Genomic DNA, 25,365 nt, shown 5'->3' with positions numbered 1-25,365 from the left:
CACCCGCAGTGCGACTGAACGATCTCGACGAACGCATCGTCCACGCCCTCGCCGAGGACGCCCGCCGCAGCTATGCCGACATCGGCCAGGAGGTCGGGCTGTCCGCCCCGGCCGTCAAGCGCCGGGTGGACCGGCTGCGGGCCGACGGCGCGATCACCGGCTTCACCGTACGGGTGGACCCGGCCGCGCTCGGCTGGGAGACCGAAGGGTTCATCGAGATCTACTGCCGCCGGAACACCTCGCCCGAGGCGATCCACCGCGGCCTGTCGCGCTACCCGGAAGTGGCGTCCGCCTCCACCGTCACCGGTGAGGCGGACGCCCTGGTCCAGGTCTTCGCGTCCGACATGCGGCACTTCGAGCGGGTGCTGGAGCGGATCGCGGGCGAGCCGTTCGTGGAACGGACCAAGTCCGTGCTGGTGCTCTCCCCGCTGCTCCGCCGGTACGGCTCGGGCGCGCCCCGTTAGGCCCCCGGCGCCTGGACACCCAGGTCCGCCGGCAGCCGTGGCGGGGTGCCGCGGGTCCAGACGATCCGCAGCGACGAGGCGGCGATCCGCCAGCCGTCCGCGGTCCGCACCAGAGCGCTGTCGGTGTGACCTGCGGAGACGAACACCTCCTTTGAGCCGTCGGCGAGGACGTGGGTGCTCAGCTGGGCGCCGCGCACGGTGGCCCGGTCCCCGTCGATCTCGATGACGGGGTGCGTGCCCAGGTGCACGGTCCGGTCGAACAGGGCCATCCCGGCCCGTACCCGGGCCAGCAGGGCGCCGCGGCCGTGGACCGTGCCGATCGGCATCTCGGCGGTGACGTCCTCGGTGTGGAAGGCCCGGGCCCACTCCTCGTCGAACCGCCCCTCGTCGAGGGAGCGCACATAGCGGTCCATCAGGTCGCCGATCTCGGCCCGGTCGGTCAGGTACCGGAGCTGGTACCGCATCGCTTCGGTGGAGCTTTCGGTGGAGGTCATGCCGCCGAGCCTGCTACCTCAAGCGGACTTGAGGTCAAGCGCCGGGGTGCCCGGAGCGCGCCCGGGTCCGCAGACCGGCCACCGCGGCGATCCCCGCCACCAGCACCACGCCCGCCGCGATCCGGTACCCCAGCGCGGTGGCCTCGGTGAACGCGGTGGTCACCGCCGCGCCGTGCCCGGTGCCCGCGGCGAACCGCACCGACAGCACGGTCCCCACCACGGCGATCCCCAGCGCCGCCCCCAACTCCCGTGCGGCGCCCTGGAGTCCGGAGCCCATGCCCGACCGGTGGGCCGGCACCGACGCCACGATCGCATGCGACAGCGTCGGCATCGCCAGCCCCGCACCCACCGACATCACCAGCAGGAACACCAGGTACAGCGGATACGGCGTGCCGGCGTCGGCGGTGGACATCAGCAGCAGGCCCACCGCGATCAGCCCCAGCCCCGCACCCACCGCCCTGGCCTCACCGGCCCGGTGCGCCCAGCGCATGCCGTACCGCGTCACCGCCGTCATCCCGACGGCCAGCGGCACGATCGCGAAGCCGGTCCGCAGGGGCGAGTAGCCCTTCACGTACTGCAGGAACTGGGCGTTGACGTAGAACAGCGCGAACATCCCGAAGAACGTCACGGCGATCCCGAGGGCACCGGCCCGCAGCCGTGGCAGCCGGAACAGCCGCGGGTCCAGCACCGGATGCGCGGCCCGCAGACCGTGCCGGACGAACACCGCGAACACCACCAGCGCCAGGGCGAACGCCCCCGTCACCGCGGCCGAACCCCAGCCCCGCCCCGGGCCCTCGATGATGCCGAAGAGCAGCGCGCCCGCCCCGAGGACCAGCAGCACCGAGCCCGGCAGGTCCAGCGCGGCGGTCTGCCGGGGGACCCGCGGCGCGACCGCGGCGACCCAGGCCAGCAGGCCCAGCCCCAGCGGCACGTACGCCCAGAACAGCCCCTGCCAGGGCAGGTACTGAAGGATCAGCGCGCCGCCCGCGTTGCCCACCATGCCGCCGATGCCCAGCGCCGTGCTCCAGGCGGCGACCGCCCCGGCCCGGCGGTCCGGCGGCGTCGCGTGCAGCAGGACGGACATGGTCGCCGGGACCAGCAGCGCAGCGCCCGCGCCCGAGACGGCCCGGCCGGCCAGCAGAACCGGCAGGGTGCCCGCCACCGCGCTGAGCAGGGCACCCGTGGCGAACACGCCGAGCCCGGTCAGCAGCACGCCCTTGCGGCCGTAGCGGTCGCCCAGCGCACCGGCGGGGATCAGCAGCCCCGCGAAGACCAGGACGTAGGTGTCGACGATCCACAGCAGCTGGGCGGCGGACGGATGCAGTCCGCTCGCCGCTATCCGGGGGACCGCGAGGTTCATCGCGGCCACCAGCGACTGCGCGACCAGCACGCAGACGCACATCGCGGCCGTCACCGCACGCCGCCGGCCGGGCCCGGGCGAGCGTCTGCGAAGGGAGTCCGAGAAAGGGGACGGAGACAGTGTCGAGGTCATGGGCGGGACGCTAGAGTCACCGTGGATTAACCTCAAATGCAAGGTATGCACTCCATGATTGCGCGAAACGCAAACATCGACCTCAACCTGCTGACGGCCCTCGACGCACTGCTCGAAGAAGAGAGCGTGACCGCGGCCGCCGACCGCCTCGGGCTCTCCGGGCCGGCCATGAGCCGCGCCCTCGGCCGGATCCGCCGCACCGTCGGCGACCCCGTCCTCGTCCGCGCCGGCCGCCACATGGTCCCCACCCCGCGCGCCCTGGAGATCAGGGCCGAGGTGCGCCGGCTGGTGGACGCCGCCCACGGCGTGCTCGCCCCCGCCGCCCCCGCCGATCCGGCGCAGTTCGCCCGGGCCTTCACCATCAGCGCCAACGACCTCTTCGTCACCGCCGTCGGCCCGCGCCTGGTCGCCCGGGTCGCCGAGGAGGCCCCGCAGGTCGTGCTGCGCTTCCTCGGCGAGAGCCACGTCGACCTGCCGCTGCTCCGGGACGGCGCCGCCGACCTGGAACTCGGGGTGATCGACAGCACCGAACCGGAGATCCGTTCCGAGGAGCTGTTCACCGACCGCGGGGTCGCGGTGGTCCGCGACGGCCACCCGCTCACCGAGGGCCGGCTCACCCCCCGCCGCTACGCCGCCGCGCCGCACCTCAACTTCACCCGCCGCGGCCGGCTCACCGGCCCCATCGACACCGCGCTGGCCGCCCTCGGACTGCGCCGCAAGGTGATCGCCACCGTCCCCACCTTCGCCGCCTCACTGATGATGGTCCGCGACACCGACGCGGTCGGCTTCGCCAACGAGGTGATCGCCGCCTCGACGGTCCGCGCCCTGGGCCTGCGCACCCTGCCCATCCCGCTCGAACTGCCCTCGATGAGCATGGCGATGGCCTGGCACCCCCGCCAGGAGGCGGACGCCGGCCACGTCTGGCTGCGCGGAGTCGTCCGCCGGGTGGTCGGGGAAACGATCGCCGCCGGACCCCCGCCGGAGGCCCGATGACCTCTCGCGCAATGAATCGCCGCCGAGGCGCTTGAACGCGCAATGAATCGTCCGGCCGCACGCAACGGTGGCGCCTTGTCCGGAATCGTCACCGCCCCGTACCGTCATTGCGTCCCGCCCGAACCGTTCGCCGAGGGGTCCCATGACATCGCTGCACACCGCCCTGCTCCAGAGTTCGGGCCGGCCCGGCGATGTCGCCCACAATCTGCGGGTTCTCGAAGACGCGGCCCGCGCGGCCGCCGCGCAGGGCGCCGGGCTGCTCGCCGCGCCCGAGATGTTCCTCACCGGCTACGCCATCGGCGCGGACGTGCCCAAGCTCGCCGAGCCCGCCGACGGCCCGTCCGCGGACGCCGTGGCCCGGATCGCCGCGGACCACGGCCTGGCGATCGCCTACGGCTTCCCCGAGCGGGACGGCGACACGGTCTACAACGCGGTCCAGCTGATCGACGCCCGGGGTGAGCGCCTCGCCACGTACCGCAAGACCCACCTCTTCGGCTGCTTCGAGCGCGAGTGGTTCACGCCGGGCGACCGGCCGGTCGTCCAGGCCGAGCTCGACGGCCTCCGCATCGGCCTGATGATCTGCTACGACGTGGAGTTCCCGGAGAACGTCCGGGCGCACGCGCTGGCCGGCACCGACCTGCTGCTGGTGCCCACCGCGCAGATGCACCCGTTCCAGTTCGTCGCGGAATCGCTGGTCCCGGTCCGCGCCTTCGAGAACCAGATGTACATCGCGTACGTCAACCGCACCGGTCCGGAAGGGGAGTTCGAGTTCGTCGGGCTCTCCACGCTCGCCGGCCCGGACGGCATCGCCCGGGCCCGCGCCGGCCGCGGCGAGGAGCTGGTCAGTGCCGACGTCGACCCGGCGTTCCTCGCCGCCTCCCGCGCGACCAACCCCTACCTGAGCGACCGCCGCCCGGAGCTCTACGGGTCCCTCGTCTGACCCTCCCCCCACCGCCCGCCCCGCCCCGCCTTCAGCTTTCCCCGCAAGGAGTCCGTACCCCATGACGTCCACGGTGCCCCCCGCCGTCCCGCACACCGAAGCGCAGCCGCCGATCACCATGTTCGGCCCGGACTTCCCGTACGCGTACGACGACTTCCTCGCCCACCCGGCGGGCCTCGGCCAGATACCGGCGACCGAGCACGGCACCGAGGTCGCGATCATCGGCGGCGGCCTCTCCGGCATCGTCACCGCCTACGAGCTGATGAAGATGGGCCTCAAGCCCGTCGTGTACGAGGCGGACCAGATCGGCGGCCGGCTGCGCACCGTCGGCTTCGACGGCTGCGAGGAGAGCCTCAACTGCGAGCTGGGCGCGATGCGCTTCCCGCCGTCCTCGACGGCGCTGCAGCACTACATCGACATGGTCGGCCTTCAGACCAAGCCGTTCCCCAACCCGCTCGCCGAGTCGACCCCGTCGACCGTCGTCGACCTCAAGGGCGAGTCGCACTACGCCGAGACGGTCGACGACCTGCCCCAGGTCTACCGGGACGTCGCCGACGCCTGGAACAAGTGCCTGGACGAGGGCGCCGACTTCTCCGACATGAACCAGGCCATGCGCGAGCGCGACGTGCCGCGCATCCGCGAGATCTGGGCGAAGCTCGTCGAGAAGCTCGACAACCAGACCTTCTACGGCTTCCTCTGCGACTCCGACGCCTTCAAGTCCTTCCGCCACCGCGAGATCTTCGGCCAGGTCGGCTTCGGCACCGGCGGCTGGGACACCGACTTCCCGAACTCCATCCTGGAGATCCTGCGCGTCGTCTACACCGAGGCCGACGACCACCACCGCGGCATTGTCGGCGGCTCCCAGCAGCTGCCGCTGCGCCTGTGGGAGCGCGAACCGGCCAAGATCGTGCACTGGGCGCCGGGCACCTCGCTGTCCACCCTGCACGACGGCACGCCGCGCCCGGCCGTGACCCGGCTGCACCGCACCGCCGGCAACCGCGTCACCGTCACCGACGCCTCCGGCGACATCCGCTCCTACAAGGCGGTCGTCTTCACCGCCCAGTCGTGGATGCTGCTGTCCAAGATCGCCTGTGACGACGAGCTGTTCCCGATCGACCACTGGACGGCGATCGAGCGCACCCACTACATGGAGTCGTCCAAGCTCTTCGTCCCCGTCGACCGGCCGTTCTGGCTGGACAAGGACGAGGAGACCGGCCGTGACGTGATGTCCATGACGCTGACCGACCGGATGACCCGCGGGACCTACCTGCTGGACAACGGCCCCGACCAGCCGGCCGTCATCTGCCTCTCGTACACCTGGTGCGACGACAGCCTCAAGTGGCTGCCGCTGGACGCCAACGAGCGGATGGAGGTCATGCTGAAGTCGCTCGGCGAGATCTACCCGAAGGTCGACATCCGCAAGCACATCATCGGCAACCCGGTCACCGTCTCCTGGGAGAACGAGCCCTACTTCATGGGCGCGTTCAAGGCCAACCTGCCCGGCCACTACCGCTACCAGCGGCGGCTGTTCACCCACTTCATGCAGGACCGCCTCCCCGAGGACAAGCGCGGCATCTTCCTCGCCGGCGACGACATCTCCTGGACCGCCGGCTGGGCCGAGGGCGCGATCCAGACCGCGCTGAACGCGGTGTGGGGCGTGATGCACCACCTCGGCGGCACGACGGACCCCACCAACCCGGGCCCGGGCGACGTGTACGACGAGATCGCCCCGGTCGAACTGCCGGAGGACTGACCCGGTTCCGCCGGGGCCTCCGCCCCCCTGACGAGCCCGCGCGGGCGGCCGGTCACACACCGGCCGCCCGCGCCGCCGTGTACACCTCCGCCGCGAGGTCCTTGAGCTCCTCGGCGTCCCGGGCGTGGCCCTGCAGGTCGATCAGGATCTCCTCCACGCCCACCGCGGCGTGGGCGGCGAGATCCTCGACGATCTGCGCCACGCTGCCCTGGAACGGCCGGCGTCCCGGGCCCTCGTACGGAGCGCCGGTGTGCTCGGTGTTCACCCGCAGCACGCTCTGCACCGGCTCTTCGCGGCCCCGTTCGGCGGCCAGCTCCTGCAGCCGCTTCCACTGTGCGGCGAGCTGCTCCGCACCCGTGCCGACCGGCATCCAGCCGTCCGCCCGGTCCACCAGCCGGCGCAGCGCCCGCGGGCTGTTGGCGGGCAGCAGGATCGGCAGCGGACCCTTCGGCTTGGGCCCGACCTCGGAGGGGGCGATGGTGGTCAGCTCCCCTTCGTACGCCACCGGGTCCGGGCCCCACACCGCGCGGCAGACGTCGATCAGCTCGTCGAGGACCTTCCCGCGCCTGGCGAACGGGGCGACCGCGGCGGCCGCGTACTCGTCCAGCGACCAGCCGGTACCCAGGCCCGCGACCACCCGGCCGCCGCTCGCCGCGTCCAGCGTGGCCAGCTGGCGGGCCAGCTGGAACGGCACGTGCAGCGGGGCGACCAGCACGCTCGTGCCCAGCCGGGCCCGCCGGGTGGCGCCCGCGGCCAGCGCCAGCGTCACCAGCGGGTCGGCGACCGAGCGGTACTGATCGGGCCAGGGCAGCCCCGGGATGCCGTACAGGCCCTGGGTGGCGGGCTCCGGGAACAGGATCCGCTCGAAGACCCACAGGCTCTGATAGCCGGTCTCCTCCGCGGCCCGGGCCACGTCGGGAACGTCCCGTCCGATGTCGTACTGCCGCATCTGCGGAAGGCTCAGACCGAGTCGGATGGCCATGCGGCGCACTCCTTGGTGTGGGTGTGGGCGTGGGTGTCAGGTGTCGCGTCGGTGCCGTTCCCTTGTTCGTGCACTCTTCAACTTACCGACCGTGCAGGGGAGTTCGTGGGCCGGGTACTAGGGGCGGCGGGCGGGCTCAGCCGGGCAGCGGGGTCAGCAGCATCCGGCCCACCAGGCCGACACCGGCGTCGAGCCGTTCGGTGAACTCCTCCGTCACCTCCGGCAGCCGGCGCACGCTCCACAGGGCCCGGGCCGCCACCCAGGCGCCGTCCCGGGCCTTGTCCAGGCTCCAGGAACCGATCAGATGGGTCAGCGGATCGGCGATGTCGAGCAGATCGGGGCCGGGCATCAGCTGCTCGCGGATCCGCTCCTCCAGGCTCGTCAGCACCCCGCCCACCCGGTCGAAGTCGCCCTCCAGCGCCGACGGTTCGCAACCCAGCGCCCGGCAGGTGTCCAGCACGGCGAGCGCGAGGTCGTGGCCGATGTGCGCATTGATCCCGGCCAGGGCGAACTGCAGCGGACGCACGCCGGGGTGGCGGCGCAGCTGGAACAGCGGGCGCCAGCAGGCCGGCGGCCGCAGCCCGGCGGCCGCGGCGTCCACCGCGGCGAAATAGCGCCGGGCGAACCGGACGTCCAGCTCCCCGGCGGCCGCCGGGTCCCGGAATGCGCCGTCACCGAGGCGCCGCGCCACCGCCTCGGTGACGGTCAGGTACACGCCGTTGAAGACGGCCACCCCGTCCCCGGCGGGCAGCGCCGCGTCCAGCGTCCGCATCCGCGCCAGCACCCCGGCCACGTCGCCGGGCGGCTCCTGGCGGGGCGACGCGGTGCCGATCCGACCCGGTTCGCCGGCTTCCTGAATAGTCGTCATCCGACCAGCGTGGCAGCAGCCTTGCGGAAATCCGCGTTTCCCGGGCGGCGTTGACCGGAACGGGGTAATAATCGGCGCGCCCTCTTGTGGCTCTCCGGAGCGCCACAAGAGCGGCAACGGCCTTTGAGAAACCCATATCCTTTCGCGTTCCAGGAAGCGCCGCGTGAACGTGGTGCAGAATTCCGGAGGTTGGCGCATGTCCCGAAGACGTACCCCCGTACTCATCGCCCCGCTCCTGGCCATAGCGGCGCTGCTGACCGCAGCCGCTCCCGCCCCGGCCGCCCAGGCCGTGCCCGCCGACAAGCCGCGGGTGCTGTCGAACTGGACCCAGACCGGCGCGGCCAGCTACACGCAGTGGGCCGCCGCCCGGGACCACCGGTCGAAATGGGCCGCGTACCGCTTCAACTGGAACACCGACTACTGCTCCAAGTCGCCGGACAACCCCCTCGGCTTTCCCTTCCACCTCCGCTGTGCGCGCCATGACTTCGGCTATCGCAACTACAAGCAGCTGGGCACCTTCAAGGCGAACAAGGCCCGGCTGGACAAGGCGCTGTACGAGGACCTGAAGCGGGTCTGCGGCGGCTACTCGGGTGCCCGCAAAGCCTCCTGCAAGGCCCTGGCCTGGACGTACTACCAGGCGGTCAAGAAATACGGCCACTGAGGCCCGGGGTGCCCGGGGACCTCGTGGTACGGCGGAGCGCAGCTCCCGGGGGGTGTCCTTCCCCCCGGTCCTGGTCGTACGACGAGGTCCCCCTCCGGCGGCGTGCCGGCGCACGGCCGCGGCGGCCGGGTCGTCGGCGCGGTTTGTCCTGACGCAGTCGTTCGACTATGAATCACCTCGGCTCTGTGACGTGCAGGGCGTCGCGGAAGTGGAGAGTGATCATGGCCGGCTTCGGGTGGAAGCTTCATGGGGACGGGCGGCACCTGAATCCGGGGGAGGTGGTCCGGCCCGGCGAGCGCCTGACGTGGGGCCGCACCGTCGCGCTCGGCGCCCAGCACGTCGTCTCGATGATCGGCGCGTGTTTCGTCGCACCCGTGCTCATGGGACTTGACCCCAGCCTCGCCCTGATGGCCTCGGGCGTGGCCACGGTGCTTTTCCTGGTGATGACCCGCGGACGCATTCCGAGCTACCTGGGATCGTCGCTCTCCTTCGTCGGGGTGTCCGCCGTCATCGCCGGCCAGGGCGGAAATGCCGGCACGCTGACGGGTGCGATGCTCGTCGTGGGTGCCGCTCTGGCGGGCTGCGGGCTCGTCATCCACATCCTCGGCGCCCGGGTGATCCACGCGGTTCTCCCGCCCGTGGTGACCGGCGCGGTCGTGATGCTCATCGGTTTCAACCTCGCCCCGGTGACGGCGTCCGTCTATTGGCCGCAGGATCAATGGACGGCCCTGGCGACCATGTTGTTCACTGGTCTCGCGCTCGTCGTCCTGCGCGGGTTCTGGTCGCGTATTGCCATTTTCCTGGGCCTGGTTTTCGGATACGCCCTGTCCTGGATTCTCGACCGCACCGCGGGAATGATTCATTCCGCCAATGGCGCGGGGAAGGTGACCGACCACTGGCGCCTCGACTTCTCCGGTGTGGAGAAGGCCCACTGGATCGGCCTCCCGACTTTCCACGCCCCGAACTTCTCGGCCTCCGCAATTCTCGTGGCGCTGCCCGTCCTGGTGGCGCTGGTCGCGGAGAACGCCGGTCACGTCAAGGCGGTCGGGGAAATGACCGGCGACCCCCTGGAGGACAAGATGGGAATGGCCATCGTCGCCGACGGCACGGCCACCGTCCTGTCCACCGCGGTCGGCGGCCCCGCCACCACGACGTACGCCGAGAACATCGGGGTGATGGCGGCCACCCGGGTCTACTCCACCGCCGCCTACTCCGCCGCGGCGGCCTTCGCGGTGCTGTTCGGCCTGTGCCCGAAGTTCGGTGCGGTGGTGGCCGCGATCCCCGGCGGTGTGCTGGGCGGCATCACGGTCATCCTCTACGGCATGATCGGCCTGCTGGGTGCCCAGATCTGGATCCGGAACGGGGTGGACTTCACCGTGCCGCTGAACCTCATCCCCGCGGCGGCCGGCATCATCATCGCCATCGGAGGCGTCTCGCTGAAGTTCACCGAGCACTTCGAACTCAGCGGCATCGCCCTCGGGACGCTCATCGTGCTGACCGGCTACCACTGTCTGCGCTGGCTCTCCCGGGCCGCCGGTCAGCGCCGCATGCCGCTCCTCGACGCGGGGACCAGCGGCTACGACGGATCCGCCGACCGGAACGACGGACAGGCGCCGTAGCCGTCCCGGGCCGTACCGGGCCGTCCGGCGTCGCACGGAGGTCCGGCAGCGAAACAGGGCCCGAAAGAGGGGAGTTAGCTCCCCTGCGTCCGCGGTGTGCCTCAGGGGATGCTTGATCCACCTACCGCTGACAGAAACGAGGCGACGATGAACGAGCATGGTGCCGAGGTGGACCTCAGGCCCGGGTGGGGCGGGTCCGCCGCCCTGTTATGGCGAGGCGTGGTGCTGAGCGGGCTTGCGCTGGCCGAGGCCCTGCTCCTGGTCTGGGTGACCCTCGTGGTCTGCCTGGCCTGCGTCGGCGTCGGGGTCCCGCTGCTGCCCGGGGCGCTGGACACCGTGCGCGCCGACGCGCGGCTCCAGCGCAGGCTCGCGCTGGGGTGGACGGGGGTGCGGGTGCCCGAGCCGTACGCGCCCGAACCGCCCGGTCAGGCCCGGCTGCCGGGCCTGCGCCGGGTGCACCGGATGATCGGCGATCCGGCGACCTGGCGTGATCTGCTCTGGCTGCTGGTCAACCCCTGCATCGGACCGGCGCTGGCGCTGCTGCCCGCGGTGGCCCTGGTGCACGGGCTGTTCGGGCTGATCCTGCCGTTCATCTGGCAGCCGGTGGTGGAGAGTTGGGACAACACCTGGTTCCTCTTCCTGCCGGTGAGCAGCCTGCCCGCGGCGATCGGGGCGGCCGGCCTGGGCGTCGTGGAGATCGTGGTCTCGCTGCGGTACCTGCCCCGGCTGATGCTGCCGCTGCACGGCCGCTGGGTGCGTGCCGTACTGGGGACCTCCCGGACCGTGTTATCGGCACGCGTCGACCACCTGACGCACTCACGGTCGGACGCGATGCGCATGCAGGCCGGGGAGATCCGCCGCATCGAGCGGGACCTGCACGACGGAGCGCAGGTGCGGCTGGTCGCCCTCGGCATGACGCTCTCGGCGGCCGAGTCCCTGCTGGAGGAGAACCCGCAGGCGGCGCGCGCCCTGCTCCTGGCGGCCAAGCAGGACTCCACCAAGACGCTCAACGAGATCAGGGACCTGGTCAACGGCGTCCACCCGCCGGTGCTCGCCGACCGCGGTCTGGTCGACGCGGTCCGCACCCTCGCCCTCGGCATCCCGCTGAAGATCCAGGTCGCCGGTTCCCTGCCGGGGCGGCTGCCGGAGCCGGTCGAGTCCGCCGCGTACTTCTCCATCGCCGAACTCCTCGCCAACGTCACCAAGCACGCGGGGGCCCGTGAGGCACATGTCGACATCCGGCACGCCGACGGTGCGCTGCGCGTCGCGGTGCACGACAACGGCGGGGGAGGGGCCGACCTGAAGAAGGGCAACGGTCTGAAGGGGGTCGAACGCCGGCTGGCGGTCTTCGACGGGCCCCTCGCGATCACCAGCCCCGACGGCGGCCCCACCACGGTGGCCTTCGAGATCCCCTGCGACCTCGCCGACCCGACCGACGACCGAGCGGCGACGAGGTGACACATCGAGCCACGGGGAGCAGCCCCTGCGTACCGCGGGGGGTGCTCCCCGCCGGCCCGAGGGAGAAGGGTGGCACGCACATGGCGTTACCTCGGTGGGGGGTCGTCCGTACGGCGCGGTGGGCCGTCGGCGATCCGGAACGGGCGGTCCGCGGCTGGCTGGTCGTCGTCGGTCTCGTGGTCTTCTTCGGCGCCCTGGTCCGGCCGCTCGGCGTGGCCGGCCGGTTCGGGCCCCCGGTGGCGCTCCTGGCCCTGGTCACCGGTGCCCTCGCCACGGCCGGCGGGGCGCGCCTGCGGCACCTGGCCACGCTCGGCTGGGGCGGGGGGCTGGCGGCGCTCGGCGCTCTGGTGACACCGGGCGGAGCCCCGGCCGCCGCGGTGGTGGCCATGGTGGGCCTGGTGCTGGGCCTGGACCTGCTCCCCGCCCACGTACGCCGCTACCGGGAGGAGAGCCTCCGCGGATACCGTCCCGCCGCGGCGCTCACCATCGTGGCCGCCACCTCCGGGCGGGCCGTGGTGCACAGCGCCGGCCTGCTGCTGCTGACCGCGGCCGGGCTCGCGGTGACCGGGGCCCCGGCACTGCCCGGGGTCGCGCTCGGGACGGCGGTGGTGGCCGTGGTGGCGACGCTGACGGCGACCGTCGCGGTGCCCGCCGCGCTCGTGCTCGGCGACCGGTGGGGCCGCACCGCCCCGCGCCGCGCGACCCGCCGGGCGGAGTCCTCCCGGGCTTCCCGGCTGCACCGTGCGCTGCTCGGCCGGGTGACGGACCGTGCGCCGGCGGCTCTCGTCCTCACCGCCGGGGTACTCGCCCTCCTCGCCGGGGCATTGACCCACACGGCCTCCGGTGCGCCGTGGCCGTGGTCGGCCGGGGGAGCGGTACTGCTGGTCCTCACCGCGGCCGGCGCCGCGCTCGCCCTGCGGTCCTGGGTGCTCGGTCCGCTGGTCGTCCTTTCCCAGGCCCTGGTGGTCTCCGTGACATGGGCGGTGCTCGGCGGGCCGGCGCCGGTGGGCCGGTGGGCACCGGTGGCCGCCTGGCTGGTGCTGTCGGCGCTCGCTCTGCCCCGGTACGTCCGGGCGGCCGGACGGATCCGGGAGAACCGGCGCCTGGGCATGCCGGCCGGCGCCGCCGCCCAGGACGGCTGCTGCCGCGCCGGGTTCCCCCTCGCCGCGGCGGCCGCCGTACTGGTGGCGGCCGGCTGGCTCCCGGCTGCCGGGCCGATGGCCGGGATGCGGTCGGCGGCCGTGGTGGCCGCGGTCTCCGCCGTCGCCGTCGAGCTGCTCGTCGGCGTGGTCGCCCTGCCCGCCTGGTGCGCCTGGCGCGGGACGTACGGGGACTGCGGCCAGTCGGGCAGCGGTCCGGCGGGCCTCCTCGGCCGGATCACGGGCCGCCGTGCCGCGCCGCGCCCCGACCGGCTGCTCTCCGGGCGGACGCGGCCCGAGTACCCGGTGAGCGGACCGACGGCCGTGCTCAGCCGTTCGTCAGTCCCGCGTCAGCGCGCTTGAGCATAGTGAGCAGGACCACGCCGGCAGGCGAGAGGACGAGGGGCGGCCCATGAGTAACCCGTTCGACGACGCAGAAGGAACCTTCCACGTGCTGGTCAACGACGAGAACCAGCACAGCTTCTGGCCGGCGTTCGCCGAGGTCCCGGCGGGCTGGCGGCCGGTGCTCTCCTCGGTGACCCGGCAGGAGGCCGCCGGTTACGTCGAGGAGCACTGGACGGACCTGGACCCCGCCCGTCTCGGTTCCCGGGGAGCCTGACGACGTGCCGGACGTGACGGCGGCCATCGAGGTCGAGGGACTGCGCAAGAGCTACAAGGGCGTCGAGGTGCTGCGCGGCGTGGACCTGCGGGTGCCGGCCGGCAGCGTACTGGGACTCCTCGGTCCCAACGGCGCGGGGAAGACCACCACCGTGCGCGTGCTCAGCACCCTCGTGCGGCACGACGCCGGGACCGTCCGGGTCGCCGGGTACGACGTGGCGGGCGAGGCCCGGCAGGTGCGGCGCCGGATCGGCCTGTCGGGCCAGTACGCCGCGGTCGACGAGCAGTTGACCGGCTGGGAGAACCTGACGCTGCTCGGGCGGCTGCTCGGGATGGGCCGCCGGGACGCCCGGGCCCGGGCCGGGGAACTGCTGGAACGCTTCGGCCTGAGCGCGGCGGCCGGGCGGCCGCTCGGCACCTACTCCGGCGGGATGCGCCGGCGCCTGGACCTGGCCAGCACCCTGGTGGGCTCGCCCGAGGTCATCTTCCTCGACGAACCCAGCACCGGCCTGGACCCGGCCAGCCGGATCGCGCTGTGGGACGTGGTCAGGGAACTCGTGGCGCAGGGCGTCACCGTCCTGCTGACCACGCAGTACCTGGAGGAGGCCGACCAACTGGCCGACCACATCTCGGTGATCGCGGACGGCGTGGTGGTGGCCGAGGGCACCGCCGACGCGCTCAAGCGCAAGGTCGGACAGGAGCGGCTGGAGATCACCCTCGCCGACGCGGCGGGCCTGGCCACGGCACGCCGGACCCTGCGCACCGTGGTGACCGGCGAACTGACGGAGGACGCACAGCGCGGCGTACTCGGGTGGCAGCTCGACGACGGGCTCGCCGGGATCGCCGCCGCCGCGTCGGCGCTCCACCAGGCCGGGATCGAGGTGGTCGACTTCGCGCGGCGGCGTCCCTCGCTGGACGACGTGTTCCTCGGCCTGACCGGCCGGCAGGCCGTCGACGGGCCGGGGTGACCCGGGCCGTGGCCGAAGCCCCCGTGTGCCGGGTGTGGTGGTCCCCGGCCGTCGACGATCCGGCTGCCCGGGCCCTGCTCGACGCGGACGAGCGGGCCCGCCGCGAACGGCTGCACCAGGCGGCGGACCGGGCCCGCCTGACGACCGGACGGGCACTGATCAGGACGGTGATCGGCCGGCTCACCGGGACGCCGCCGCGGCGGGTGGCGTTGCACCGGCGGTGCCGGCACTGCGGCGGTCCGCACGGCAAGCCGTTCGTGCCCGGTGCCGGGGTGCGCTTCTCGCTCGCCCATGCCGGTGGCCGGGTGGTACTCGCCGTCACCGAGGGCCCGGAGCCCGGGGTGGACGTCGAGCGGGTCCCCGGCCGGTCCGTGCGGCGGCTGGCCCCGCGGGTGCTGGCCGAGGACGAGTACCGCGCGTTCCAGGCGATCCCCGACCACCGGCGGAACGTGGCCTACGCGGTGTACTGGACGCGGAAGGAAGCCCTGCTGAAGGCGGTCGGGCTGGGCATCGTCGTGCCCAAGCGCGACATCACCGTCTCCGGCCCGGGCCGTTCGGCGGCGCTCGTGGAGTGGCGGGGACCGTACGCCGCCGGGCCGTTCGCCCTGTTCGATCTGGATCCGGGCCCCGGGTACGCCGGGGCGCTGGCGGTGCGCGGCGGCTCGGCGCGGGTCGAGGAGTGGTTCCTGGAGCACCCTCTTGACGACGGCCGAGAGGCGGTCGGGCGACGCCGGCCGCCTCCCTGACGAGGCCCGCGTCAGTCGCCGGTCATATCCCTTGTGGCGCAAGGACTTTGACGGAACGTCATGACGCCGACGTCTGGGGCAGCCGCGCGTCGATGGCCACGTCCTGGGTGAGGATCGCCCGCTGCAGGCTTCGCAGTTTCCGGCCCGGTTCCACGCCGAGTTCGTCCTGCAGCCAGGAGCGGACCCGCTGGAAGGTGGCGAGGGCCTCCTGCTGCCGCCCGGACCGGTAGAGCGCGACCATCAGCAGCTCGGTCAGGCGCTCGCGTTCGGGGTGTTCCAGGGCGAGTTGCTCCAGCCCGTTCACCACGCGGTAGCCGCCGCCGACCAGCTTGGCCTCGTAGAGGTCCTCCAGGGTGCTCAGCCGCTGGCTGGCCAGCCGGCTCATCTGGTTCTGGCAGCGCAGGCCGCCCAGCACGTCGAGCAGTGCGTCTCCGCGCCACAGGGCGAGCGCCTTCTCCAGCACGGTGACGGCCTCGTCGGGCGCGTGCGGGAGCAGGGCCGCCCCCTGCGCGGCGAGGGTGTCGAACCGGTGGGCGTCGACCCGGGAGGGCGGGACGTCCAGCAGGTAGCCGTTGGCCGAGGTGCGCACCATCAGGGTGCCCGGCGTCCCGGTGATCCGTTCCAGAGCGTCGCGCAGGCGGTGGACCCCGGCCTGCAGCGCGTTCTTCGGGTTCTTCCAGGGCCGGTCGGTGAGGAGTTCGTCGATGAGGAAGTCGATGGAGACGACCTCTTGGGCGGAGAGGGCGAGCACGGCGAGCAGGGCCCGGGCGCGGTTCGGCCCGACGCCGTAGGACTTCCCCCGATGGGCGACTTGTAAGGGGCCCAGTAACCCGACCGACACCTCGCCCGTGTCCATGTTGTCCCCGTTCAGGATGTGCAAAGCCATCTGTCTTCCATTCTTCTTCTCCCGGTGGTCAGCGTTCGGCGCCTACTCCCTGTACTCGGCATTCGGCGTCTTCCCCTGTACTCACTTCGGCGTCGCCGGACGGGCGCAAACACGTGATCCCGCCTGGTCGTTGCGGGTGCAGAACGGCGCATGCGTGGGCATGCGACCAAGAACCACTACTTCCCCCGGAAAAACGGACGGGAGAATTCCGTGCGAGGGGCGATGAGGTCAGGCTCGCGAACGAGCGAGCCTCCGGGAGATTCCCCACTGGACAACGGTCCGGCATTGCTGCATGAGCTGGTATTGCTGCATGAGCTGGTCCCCCCTGGGCCTGAGCTGCTGACCATCACCGTGCGCGTACTACGTGCTGAGCGTGGGTCCATGCTTTTCGGCCACGCCAAGCTAACACACGCCGTACTGGTCAGTGATATCGCGCGAGAGGTGCTTTTGCCTTCCCCTTACGGAAAATCCCGGGGGCGGGCGCCGCCGGGGGTGCCGGGCCGGACCGGTCCGGCCGGGCCCGGGGAAGGCACGGGGCGGCAGACCCGTACGGGCCCGGGCGAGGGCGCCGGCGCCCCGCACGGCGGCGAGGTTGCGGAAGGATGGATTCTCCTTGACCACGGCCTTTCCTCGTCGCGCGGAGAGAAAAGACGCGGGATGGCTCGAAATGGGTCAGGGGACGGCCTGGATGCCGGACGCTCACCCGGGAATACCACCGACCGTTGATCGGCGCGGTCAGTGCCCAGTCAGTGCCTCGTCAATCGGCGCGATTACTTTGGGGCCCGTTCCCCGCACCCAATTCGGGGACAGTCGGGCTCGAAAGGAGTCGGCGGGCTGTGACCTCAATAGCCGAGGTATCCACGCACTGGCCGTCACCGGTTTCCCTCGCGGAGCGTCAGCACGACCTGGGACTCACGGACGCGGAACTGCGCCGCTACATCCGGGGGTTCGGACTTTCCCGGATCTGCTGGGACGAGGAGGTCTCGGAGAAGGAGCTGCTCCTCTCCGCCCTGGAGAAACTGCCGTCGCTGCGGGGCGCGGAAGAGCGGGTGCGTTTCCTGATACGCGCCAGGACCCTGCGCGCGCCGTCGCCGTATCCGCACAGCGTGCTCCAGGAGATACGGCGCGAGGCCGGGCTGCGGCACGCCCGCACCTTCGCGCTGACCGAGCACGCCTGCGCCTCCGGCCTGCTGGCGGTGGAGGTCGCGGGGACGCTGCTGGAGGAGGAGGGCGACCCCGAGGCGCTCGCGCTGATCCTGACCGGGGAGAAGGCGCCGACCCGGGAGACCCAGTTCGTGCCCGGGGTGGGCCCCACCGGCGAGGCGACCGCCGCCGTACTGGTGGCGGCGTCCGGGACCCGGGACCGGGTCCGCGGCTTCGCCACCCGGACCGTGTCCACCGGTCATCCCAAGATGGTGATGACGCCGGAGGCGGCCCGGTCCTTCCGCGCGATGTACGCCGACGTCCTCACCGAGGTCATCGACGAGGCGGTCGGCGCCGCCGGGCTGACCATGGGCGAGATCGCCCTGGTACTGCCGCACAACGTGAACCGGGTCGCGTGGACGAAGCTCGCGGACCGCCTGGGCACCCGCACCGAACGGGTGCTCCTGGACAACGTCCCGCGCACCGGGCACTGCTTCGGGGCCGACCCGTTCGTCAACTACGTCACGGCCTGCGAGCTGGGCAGGCTCCGCCCCGGTGACCACTACCTGATGGTGGCCGTCGGGCTCGGGGCGTGCTTCGCCGCGATGGTCGTGGAGCACTGAGCGCCCCGGGTGTACGGGGAGGACGGAGATGCGGTGGAGGAGAACTTCAGCCGGCGGCTGAAGACCGCGGTGGCCGGTGACCCGGGTGCGTCCCTGGTGTTCCTGGGCAACTTCGAGGTCGAGGAGGAGTGGGCCCGCGGCGAGACCGGACTGCCCCGGCTCTCGTCGGCCGGTAACAGCGCCGTGGTCAACCGCATGGAGGAGTTCGCGCTGCTGCTGGGCGACGCCGACGACCACGTCGTCCTCAAGTCCCGGCCCGACGAGGACTACCTGGACCACCTGCGCGGGCTGGGCCTGGCCCTGCCCACCGTGCACGTGGTGGCCGACCAGCGGCCGGACCACATGGTCACCCGGGACGCGCTGGCGGACGACGTGCTGATCGCCACCCTCGGGGAACTGGCCGACCGGGGCGCGCTGCTGGCCCCGCACGGCGTCTCCGCCCTGGAGGAGGAGCTCGCCGCCCGCGCCGGGATCCCGCTGGCCGCCCCGCCGGCACCGCTGTGCAAGGCGGTCAACAGCAAGGTCTACAGCCGGCGCGCCGCGGACGCGGCCGGGCTGCGGCAGCCGCGCGGCTGGGCCTGCGAGACACTCGGCGAACTCGACGCCGTGCTGCCGCACGCCACCGAACTGTGCGAGCGCGGCGCCCGGTTGATGGTCAAGGAGGCGTTCGGCGTCTCCGGCAAGGGCATCGCGGTCGTCGACGGCCGGCGCCGGCTCGACCGGCTGCACACCATGATCACCCGGAGCGCCCGCGCCGCCGGCTCCGACCGCGCCGCCTTCGTGATCGAGGAGCGGGTGGCCAAGGACCGGGACCTCAACTACCAGATCACCGTGGGCCGGGACGGCACCGTGCGGCTCGACTTCGTCAAGGAGGCCCTCACCGAGGGCGGGGTGCACAAGGGCCACCGCTTCCCACCCGACCTGACGCCACATCAGCTCGGAGAGATCCGGCACGCCGCCCACCTGCTCGGCAAGCAGCTGGCGTCCGACGGGTTCTTCGGCGTGGCCGGCATCGACGCGATCGTGGACACCGACGGCGGGGTCTTCCCGGTGATCGAGATCAACGCCCGCAACAACATGTCCACCTACCAGGTCCGGCTCCAGGAACGCGTGCTCGCCCCGGGACAGTCGGCCCTCGCCCGCCACTACCCCCTCCGGCTGCGCCGGGAGCTGCCGTTCGCCGCCGTGCGCCGGCTGCTGGACGGCCTGCTGCTGCGGGCGCCGGGGGAGGAGGGGCTGGTCGTCAACAACTTCGCCACCGTCAACGCCGGCGCAGGCTCCGGGCCCTACCAGGGGCGGCTGTACGGACTGCTGGTCGGCGCCCCCGAACGGCTCCCCGCGCTGGACGAGGCCGTCTCGAAGCACCTGGCCACCCTTACGGAGGAGCCCGCCGATGCCCGCTGAGTTCACCGTGCAGAACCTGGGGATCACCACCCTCGCCGAGCAGTTCGGCACCCCCCTGTACCTCTACGACGGCGACCGCCTGACCGGTCGCATGGACGCCCTGAACGAGCTGCTCCACCCCCGGCTGGAGATCTTCTACTCGCTCAAGGCCAATCCGAACGTCTCCGTCTGCGCCCTGCTGCACGCGCACGGGGCCCGGGCCGAGGTCTCCTCGCTGACCGAGCTGCTCACCGCACGGACGGCCGGGGTGGCTGCCGGCGACATCATCTTCCTCGGCCCCGGCAAGAGCCGCGAGGAACTCGCCGCCTGCCTGCGGGAAGGCGTGTACGCGGTCATCTGCGAGTCCTTCCAGGAACTGGCGGCGATCGAGGAGCTGGCCGGGGAGCTGGGGCTGAGCGCTCCGGTCGCGCTGCGCGTCAACCCGAGCTTCACCGTGAAGGGCTCGGGGCTCACCATGGGCGGCAAACCCCGCCAGTTCGGCATCGACGAGGAACAGCTGCTGGGCTCGGAACCGCTGGGCAAGCAGCTGACGCACGTGCGGCTGATGGGCGTGCAGGTGTACATGGGCACCCGCATCCTCAGCGAGGAGGCCGTCGTGCTCAACACCGAGCGCATCCTCGACCTCGCCGAACGCATCGCGGCGCACCACGGCTTTCCCCTGGAGATGGTCGACGTCGGCGGCGGTCTCGGCGTCGCCTACTTCGACGGCGAGCGCGACCTGGACCTGGCGCGGCTGGCGGCCGGCGTCAATCCGGTCCTGGACGCCTTCGCCACAGCCCGCCCCGACACCCGGCTGATCATGGAACTCGGGCGCTACCTGGTGGCCGAGAGCGGGACGTACGTGGTCCGGGTCGGCTACACCAAGACCTCGGCCGGGGAGAACTTCGCGGTCGCCGACGGCGGCACCAACCACCACATGGCCGCCGTGGGCATCGGGTCGTTCGTCAAGCGGAACTTCCCCATCGAACTGCTCAACCGGCCCGGCACCGGCGCCACCGAACCGTGGAACATCACCGGCCCGCTGTGCACGCCCAACGACACCATCGGCAAGAAGGTGCCGCTGCCGCCGCTGCGGACCGGTGACCTCCTCGGTGTACGGCGGTCCGGCGCGTACGGCCCGAGCGCCTCACCCGTGTTCTTCCTCTCCCACGGCCACCCCGCCGAGGTGCTGGTCCACCGCGGGCGGGCGCACCTGGTCCGGGACGCCGACACCCCCAGGGACCTGCTGGCCCGTCAGCACCTGTACGACCCGGCGTCGTCCGCCGTGCGCCCCCCGCTCGACTCGCTCCCCACCGCCTAGGCCCGGCACCCGGGCCGGCTCCTACCGAAGGACACGGACATGACCGAAGCGACCATCCAGCAGCCCACGACCGAGCAGGACCGGGTCACCGCCGCCGTCACCGAAGCCCTCGGCGACGTCCTCCAGCGTGACCTGACCGGCCTTGCGCCCGGCACCCGGCTCTTCGACGAACTCGGCCTCGACTCCACCGGCGTGCTCGACCTGCTGCTCGCCCTGGAGGAGCTGCTGGACTGCGAGTTCGACACGGAGAACCTGGAGATGGGCCACTTCGCCACCGTCGGCTCGCTGGCCGACCACCTCGTGGGCGAGCTGAGAGCGCAGCGGTGACGGTCGCCCTGACGGTGTCCGCGATGGCACACCGCCGCTTCCCGGCCGGGACCGCCCGCCCCGGCGCCGCCGACGACGACCGGTACCACGCCCGGGTCGCCGCCGGCGCCGGCGTGGCCCTGCGGGAAGCCGGCCGGCCGACGGTCACCGGGTCCACCTTCGAGGAGATGGCCCTCGCCCTGCTGGACCCGCTCGGCGCCCAGGACCACCCCGTCGACCTGCTGTTGCTGGCCTACGCGACGCCCGACCTGCACCCGCTGACGCTCACCGGGCCCACGCTGGCCGCCCGCCTGCCCGGCCGGCCCCGGCTCTTCGGCGTCACCGACACCGGCGTCTCGGCACCCTTCACCATGCTGGCGCTGGCCCGCTCCAGCGTGCTGCGCCACCGCCTCCGGCGGGTGCTGGCGTTCGCCTTCGACCAGTCGGACCTGCCGTACGACGCTTCACCGCCACCGGACCGGCGGGTGGCGGGCGACGCCGCGGTGGCGCTGGTCGTCGAGCCGGCGGCGGACGGCGCCCCGGACGCGCTCCGGGTGCGCCAGCGGGCGGGCGTCCCCGCCGCGGAGGTGCCGCGCACCCTCGACGCCCTCGCGGCCGAACTCGCCGCGGACGGCGCCTCCACGGTCCTGGTCGGCGCCGGGGTGGGGGAGCGCTGGCGGCCGCGGATCCCGCACGTTTCGCTCCGGCACACACCGGAGGGGTGGCCGTGCACCGCGTTGTTCGGAGCGCTGGCGGCACTGCGCCCGGCACCGGACGACGCGCCGGTGCTGCTCGCCGAGTACGACCGGTCCCTCGGTGACCTGTCGGTCTGCCGCGTCGGCCCGGTGGCCGCATGAGCGCCGCGGCCGGGGTGAGCGCCCCGCCCGACCACCGGCAGCTGTACGCCGCGGCCCGGGACGAGGGCCCGGCGGCCGCCCTGCGGGACCTGCTGACCCGGCACGGCCCGCACGCCCTGGACGGCGGCGCCGCCGGCCACGCCGTCCTGCCGGAGCCCGCGGGCCCGGTGGCCGGCCGGGTGCTGCGCCGGTACCCGCTGCCCGGCGGGCCCGTGGTCCTGGTCCGGCGCGCACCGGACGCCCCGCCGGCCGCCCCCGCCGACCTGCCGGCCCTGCTCTGGATCCGGTTCGGACTCACCGCCGGACTCCGCACCGCGACCCTGGCCCGGCTGGGCCGACGCGCCAGCGGGGACGGCACCATCCTCATGCACCAACTGGTCAAGGCCCAGGCCGCGGAGGCGTACGCCGGTGAGCTGGAACTCACGGCCCACGCCGCCTCGCTCGGCCCGGCCGGTGCGACGCCGGCGCAGCTGCGGCAGCTGCACTCCCAGGTCACCCGCACCGACCGGGCATGGCTGCGGCTGCTGGGCGCCCACGGCTTCCTGCGCGAGAGCCCCGGTGGCGTCGCCGAGGTGTCGGAACTGCTGGCCGACGTCTACCTGCACGCGGAGGAGGAACGGTGAACGGTGACGCACGGCTGGCCGCGCTGCGCGCCCGGGCCCGCGAGTGGGGCGACCAGTTCCGGGCCGCCGCACTGGAGCTCGACCGGGACCCGGACGCCGTCCACCGCCACCTGGACCTGCCGGGGGTCCGCCACCTTCGCACCTACGGCACACCGCGCGAGTACGGCGGCCGGCCGCTGCGGATCGGCCCGTACGTCTTCGAAGGCACCGGCGCCGTGGAACACGTCGTGGTGCTGGAGGAACTGGCGCGCGGAGACGCGGGACTGACCCTCGCCGCGCCCGGCCCGTCGATGTCGGGCGTGCTGGTGGACAAGCTGGCCGACCCGGCGCAGCGCGCGGAGTACTACACCCGGCTGGTGCGCGAACCGACCTGGACCTGCTTCGCGTTGACCGAGCCCGGCCACGGCTCCGACGCCTCGGCGATGGAGACCACGCTGCGCCCCGGTGCCGACGGCCGGCTCGTGCTGACCGGCCGTAAACGCTATGTGGGCAACGCCGCCCGCGCCCAGCTCGCCGTGGTCTTCGCCCGCACCGGCAGCGGGCCGCTCGGCGTGACGGCCGTCCTGGTGGACACCGGGTGCGCCGGCTGGCGGGCCGAGCCGCTGGACACCCTCGGACTGCGCGGCGCGCAACTGGGCGCCGTCACCTTCGACGACCTCCGCGTCGAGCCCGAGCGGGTGCTCGGCCGGCACCTGTCGCCCGTCCGCCGCGGCATGTGGGCCTGCATCCAGGTCTTCCACCGGCTGCGTCCCGGGGTGGCGGCGCTGGCCCTCGGCATCGCCGGGGCGGCCCATGCGTACGTCGTCGAGCAGCGGCCCGCCGCCCGGGGCGCCGCCCGGGACCGCATCGAGGAACTGGGCCGCCGGATCGAGGCCACCCGGTCCCTGGTGCTCCGGGCCGCCGCGGAGGTGGACGCCACCGGCGATGGGCACCTCGCCTCGGCCGCCAAGGCGCGGGCGTGCGCACTGGCCGAGGAGGTGACGCTGGCCGCCTGCGAACTGCTGGCACCCGCCGCCCGGGCCGGCCACCCGCTGCTGGACAAGCTGGCGCGGGACGCCCGGGGCGTCGAGTTCATGGAGGGCACCCGCAACATCCAGCACCTCAACCTCTTCCCGGCGCTGCTGTCCGGGCGGGCCACCGGCTGACCGCCGCGGTCAGGAATGGTTGAGATAGGTCAGGACGGCCAGCACCCGGCGGTTGTCGTCCTTCGACTGCGGCAGATCCAGTTTCTGCATGATGTTGCCGATGTGTTTGGTGACCGCCTTCTCCGTGATGACGAGCAAGGCGGCGATCCCGGCATTGGACCGGCCCTCGGCCATGCCGTGCAGGACGTCGCGTTCCCGGTCGGTGAGGCGCGTGACCTTCTCGTCCCGCCCGCTGCCGGACATCATCGCGGTGACCACGTCCGGGTCCATCACCGTGCCTCCGCCGGCCACCTGGCGCAGCGCCGAGACGAACTGCGTGGCGTCGAAGACCCGGTCCTTCAGCAGATACCCCACGCCGCCCTCGCCGTCCGCGAGCAACTCCCGGGCGTAGAGCTGGTCGACGTACTGCGACAGCAGCAGTGACGGCTGGCCGATGTGGCGGCGGCGCGCCTCCAGCACCGCGCGCAGCCCCTCGTCGGTGTGGGTCGGCGGCATCCGGATGTCCGCCAGGACCAGGTCGGGGCGTTCCACGTCCAGGGCCCGGACCAGCTCCGGGCCGCTGCCGACGACCGAGACGACCTCGAAACCGTGCGCTTCCAGCAGCCGGATCAGACCCTCGCGCAACAAGAACTGGTCCTCGGCGAGCACGATGCGCATGGCTGCCTTCCCCCCCATTCGGCCACCACCCGGACCACGACATCGGGCCGGGCCGCCCAGAACCTAGCAACGGCCTTGTAAGAGCGGCAAGTTGGCAAATTCCGGTCAGCGGCCCGTCAACCGGTAGTCAGTGCGATTTGGCAGGATCGCGCACGCATCTGAAGAAGCCCATACCCATCAAGGCGGCAGGTGTCCCATTCACATCATCACCGCTCCCCACGAATTCAATGCCGACGACCTCTTCGTCGATCTGGAACCCCTCGTCGGTGAACCGTTGATGCTGAAATGCGAGGGATTCAATTTCGCCGGTTCCATCAAGCTCAAGGCCGCCCGCGCGATGGTGGACGCCGCCGAACGCCGCGGACGCCTGCGTCCCGGCTCCACCCTGGTGGAGAGCTCCTCGGGGAACCTCGGCGTGGCACTGAGCCTGCTGGCCGCCGCCCGGGGCTACCGCTTCGTCTGCGTGACCGACTCGCGCTGCACCCTCGGCGCCCGTCAGCTCATGCAGGCGCTGGGCAGCGAGGTGCACGTCATCACCACCCCGGACCCGGTGGACGGGCTGCTCGGCGCGCGCCTCGCACACGTCCGCGAACTCTGCGCCGGCAACGAGGACTTCCTCTGGCTCAACCAGTACGCCAACCCGGACAACGGGCAGGCCCACTACGACACCACCGGCCCGGAGATCCTCAAGGCCTTCCCCGACCTGTCGGTGCTCTTCGTCGGGGCCGGGACCACCGGCACCCTGATGGGCTGCGCCCGCTACCTGCGCGACCACAAGCCGTCGGCCCGGGTGGTCGCGGTCGACGCGGAGGGGTCGGTCACCTTCGGCGGCCCCGCCCGGACCCGCATGATCCCCGGCCTGGGCACCGGGGTGCGGCCCCCGCTGCTCGACGAATCGCTGGTCGACGACGTCGTCATGGTCGCCGAGCCCGACACCATCCGCAGCTGCCGCCGGCTGGCCCGCCGCGGCTTCCTCTTCGGCGGGTCCACCGGCACCGTCGTCAGCGGCGCCCTCACCTGGCTCGCGCGGCATCCGCTGCCGCCCGGCGGCCGGGCCGTCGCCATCGCCCCCGACCTCGGCGAGCGCTATCTGGACACCGTGTACCAGGAGCAGTGGGTCGAAGACCTGTACGGCCCGCGGACCCTGGACGACGACGTGCCCGCCCGGGTCGGCTGAGCCGCCCGCCGTCCTTCGCCCCCATCCTCGCCGAGGCGCCCCCGTAGCA

The 25,365-nt window shown here is 72.8% G+C and carries 25 protein-coding genes; 19 read left to right on the top strand and 6 right to left on the bottom strand.

The window, feature by feature from the left end; translation table 11 throughout:
- Positions 1-8: 8 nt before the first annotated feature.
- Positions 9-464, top strand: coding sequence for an Lrp/AsnC family transcriptional regulator (locus IG62_RS0109715; protein WP_030412031.1), 456 nt, complete (start codon positions 9-11; stop codon positions 462-464).
- On the opposite strand, the gene IG62_RS0109710 is transcribed toward IG62_RS0109715, so the two are convergent.
- Both IG62_RS0109710 and IG62_RS0109705 read right to left on the bottom strand, forming a co-directional pair.
- Positions 461-958 carry a nuclear transport factor 2 family protein gene (locus IG62_RS0109710; RefSeq protein WP_030799876.1) on the bottom strand — a complete coding sequence of 166 codons (498 nt, stop codon included), beginning with the start codon at positions 956-958 and terminating at the stop codon, positions 461-463. The two genes, IG62_RS0109715 and IG62_RS0109710, sit on opposite strands and share 4 nt — an antisense overlap.
- A 34-nt stretch (positions 959-992) precedes the next feature.
- Positions 993-2,450: an MFS transporter gene (locus IG62_RS0109705; RefSeq protein ID WP_107052936.1), complete on the bottom strand. Its 1,458-nt coding sequence runs from the start codon at positions 2,448-2,450 to the stop codon at positions 993-995.
- Positions 2,451-2,504: 54 nt separating this feature from the next.
- Between IG62_RS0109705 and IG62_RS0109700 the strand changes: the two genes are divergently transcribed.
- From IG62_RS0109700 to IG62_RS0109690, 3 genes are all read left to right on the top strand, one after another.
- Positions 2,505-3,443 (top strand): LysR family transcriptional regulator, encoded by a 939-nt coding sequence (locus IG62_RS0109700; RefSeq protein ID WP_051797812.1) that lies wholly within the window; start codon positions 2,505-2,507, stop codon positions 3,441-3,443.
- Positions 3,444-3,585: 142 nt separating this feature from the next.
- A complete protein-coding gene (locus IG62_RS0109695; protein WP_030799870.1) occupies positions 3,586-4,383 on the top strand; it encodes a carbon-nitrogen hydrolase family protein in 798 nt (265 codons plus the stop codon).
- Between the two features lie 61 nt (positions 4,384-4,444).
- The gene (locus tag IG62_RS0109690) at positions 4,445-6,136 is read left to right on the top strand and encodes a flavin monoamine oxidase family protein (RefSeq protein WP_030799868.1); all 1,692 of its coding nucleotides are present in this window, start codon (positions 4,445-4,447) and stop codon (positions 6,134-6,136) included.
- 52 nt (positions 6,137-6,188) lie between these two features.
- Here the strand turns inward: IG62_RS0109690 and IG62_RS0109685 are convergent, their stop codons facing one another.
- Positions 6,189-7,118: an LLM class F420-dependent oxidoreductase gene (locus tag IG62_RS0109685; RefSeq protein WP_030799866.1), complete on the bottom strand. Its 930-nt coding sequence runs from the start codon at positions 7,116-7,118 to the stop codon at positions 6,189-6,191.
- Positions 7,119-7,254: 136 nt separating this feature from the next.
- On the bottom strand, positions 7,255-7,986 hold the full coding sequence (locus IG62_RS0109680) for a DUF5995 family protein (RefSeq protein ID WP_420711056.1): 732 nt from the start codon (positions 7,984-7,986) through the stop codon (positions 7,255-7,257).
- Between the two features lie 196 nt (positions 7,987-8,182).
- Between IG62_RS0109680 and IG62_RS0109675 the strand changes: the two genes are divergently transcribed.
- From IG62_RS0109675 to IG62_RS0109645, 7 genes are all read left to right on the top strand, one after another.
- On the top strand, positions 8,183-8,647 hold the full coding sequence (locus tag IG62_RS0109675; RefSeq protein ID WP_030799863.1) for a phospholipase: 465 nt from the start codon (positions 8,183-8,185) through the stop codon (positions 8,645-8,647).
- A 221-nt stretch (positions 8,648-8,868) separates the two neighbouring features.
- Positions 8,869-10,266: a uracil-xanthine permease family protein gene (locus IG62_RS0109670; RefSeq protein WP_030799861.1), complete on the top strand. Its 1,398-nt coding sequence runs from the start codon at positions 8,869-8,871 to the stop codon at positions 10,264-10,266.
- Between the two features lie 147 nt (positions 10,267-10,413).
- The gene (locus tag IG62_RS0109665; RefSeq protein ID WP_078871902.1) at positions 10,414-11,724 is read left to right on the top strand and encodes a sensor histidine kinase; all 1,311 of its coding nucleotides are present in this window, start codon (positions 10,414-10,416) and stop codon (positions 11,722-11,724) included.
- Between the two features lie 80 nt (positions 11,725-11,804).
- On the top strand, positions 11,805-13,226 hold the full coding sequence (locus tag IG62_RS0109660) for an MMPL family transporter (protein ID WP_030799859.1): 1,422 nt from the start codon (positions 11,805-11,807) through the stop codon (positions 13,224-13,226).
- A 49-nt stretch (positions 13,227-13,275) separates the two neighbouring features.
- The gene (locus IG62_RS0109655) at positions 13,276-13,482 is read left to right on the top strand and encodes an MbtH family protein (protein WP_030799858.1); all 207 of its coding nucleotides are present in this window, start codon (positions 13,276-13,278) and stop codon (positions 13,480-13,482) included.
- 13 nt (positions 13,483-13,495) lie between these two features.
- Entirely contained in the window at positions 13,496-14,449 is a 954-nt protein-coding gene (locus IG62_RS0109650; RefSeq protein WP_030799856.1) for an ATP-binding cassette domain-containing protein, read from the top strand.
- 8 nt (positions 14,450-14,457) lie between these two features.
- Complete coding sequence (locus IG62_RS0109645) at positions 14,458-15,195, top strand: 4'-phosphopantetheinyl transferase family protein (protein WP_158795010.1); 738 nt, start codon at positions 14,458-14,460, stop codon at positions 15,193-15,195.
- Between the two features lie 58 nt (positions 15,196-15,253).
- On the opposite strand, the gene IG62_RS0109640 is transcribed toward IG62_RS0109645, so the two are convergent.
- Positions 15,254-16,081 carry an AfsR/SARP family transcriptional regulator gene (locus IG62_RS0109640; protein WP_199812436.1) on the bottom strand — a complete coding sequence of 276 codons (828 nt, stop codon included), beginning with the start codon at positions 16,079-16,081 and terminating at the stop codon, positions 15,254-15,256.
- Between the two features lie 836 nt (positions 16,082-16,917).
- Between IG62_RS0109640 and IG62_RS0109635 the strand changes: the two genes are divergently transcribed.
- From IG62_RS0109635 to IG62_RS0109605, 7 genes are read left to right on the top strand one after another with little or no spacing between them, the layout of a single operon-like run.
- A complete protein-coding gene (locus IG62_RS0109635; protein ID WP_030799851.1) occupies positions 16,918-17,847 on the top strand; it encodes a 3-oxoacyl-[acyl-carrier-protein] synthase III C-terminal domain-containing protein in 930 nt (309 codons plus the stop codon).
- 33 nt (positions 17,848-17,880) lie between these two features.
- Positions 17,881-19,251, top strand: a complete 1,371-nt coding sequence (locus IG62_RS0109630; protein WP_030799850.1) for a hypothetical protein — start codon at positions 17,881-17,883, stop codon at positions 19,249-19,251.
- Complete coding sequence (locus IG62_RS0109625) at positions 19,241-20,551, top strand: type III PLP-dependent enzyme (protein ID WP_051797807.1); 1,311 nt, start codon at positions 19,241-19,243, stop codon at positions 20,549-20,551. The genes IG62_RS0109630 and IG62_RS0109625 overlap by 11 nt, the downstream gene beginning before the upstream one ends.
- Positions 20,552-20,590: 39 nt before the next feature.
- Positions 20,591-20,878 carry a phosphopantetheine-binding protein gene (locus IG62_RS0109620; RefSeq protein ID WP_030799846.1) on the top strand — a complete coding sequence of 96 codons (288 nt, stop codon included), beginning with the start codon at positions 20,591-20,593 and terminating at the stop codon, positions 20,876-20,878.
- Positions 20,875-21,714 carry a hypothetical protein gene (locus tag IG62_RS0109615; protein ID WP_030799844.1) on the top strand — a complete coding sequence of 280 codons (840 nt, stop codon included), beginning with the start codon at positions 20,875-20,877 and terminating at the stop codon, positions 21,712-21,714. The genes IG62_RS0109620 and IG62_RS0109615 overlap by 4 nt, the downstream gene beginning before the upstream one ends.
- Positions 21,711-22,337, top strand: a complete 627-nt coding sequence (locus IG62_RS0109610) for a hypothetical protein (RefSeq protein ID WP_051797805.1) — start codon at positions 21,711-21,713, stop codon at positions 22,335-22,337. The genes IG62_RS0109615 and IG62_RS0109610 overlap by 4 nt, the downstream gene beginning before the upstream one ends.
- A complete protein-coding gene (locus tag IG62_RS0109605) occupies positions 22,334-23,482 on the top strand; it encodes an acyl-CoA dehydrogenase family protein (protein WP_030799840.1) in 1,149 nt (382 codons plus the stop codon). The genes IG62_RS0109610 and IG62_RS0109605 overlap by 4 nt, the downstream gene beginning before the upstream one ends.
- Positions 23,483-23,491: 9 nt before the next feature.
- Here IG62_RS0109605 and IG62_RS0109600 read toward each other — a convergent pair whose 3' ends face one another.
- The gene (locus IG62_RS0109600; RefSeq protein WP_030799838.1) at positions 23,492-24,139 is read right to left on the bottom strand and encodes a response regulator transcription factor; all 648 of its coding nucleotides are present in this window, start codon (positions 24,137-24,139) and stop codon (positions 23,492-23,494) included.
- Between the two features lie 196 nt (positions 24,140-24,335).
- On the opposite strand from IG62_RS0109600, the gene sbnA reads away from it, so the two are divergent.
- The gene (gene sbnA / locus IG62_RS0109595; protein ID WP_030799836.1) at positions 24,336-25,316 is read left to right on the top strand and encodes a 2,3-diaminopropionate biosynthesis protein SbnA; all 981 of its coding nucleotides are present in this window, start codon (positions 24,336-24,338) and stop codon (positions 25,314-25,316) included.
- The last annotated feature ends 49 nt before the right edge of the window (positions 25,317-25,365 follow it).

Source organism: Streptomyces sp. NRRL S-337 (assembly GCF_000720175.1).
Taxonomy (GTDB): domain Bacteria; phylum Actinomycetota; class Actinomycetes; order Streptomycetales; family Streptomycetaceae; genus Streptomyces; species Streptomyces siderophoricus.
Note: the sequence above shows the minus strand (reverse complement) of the source record. Positions and strands in the feature narration are given on the sequence as shown.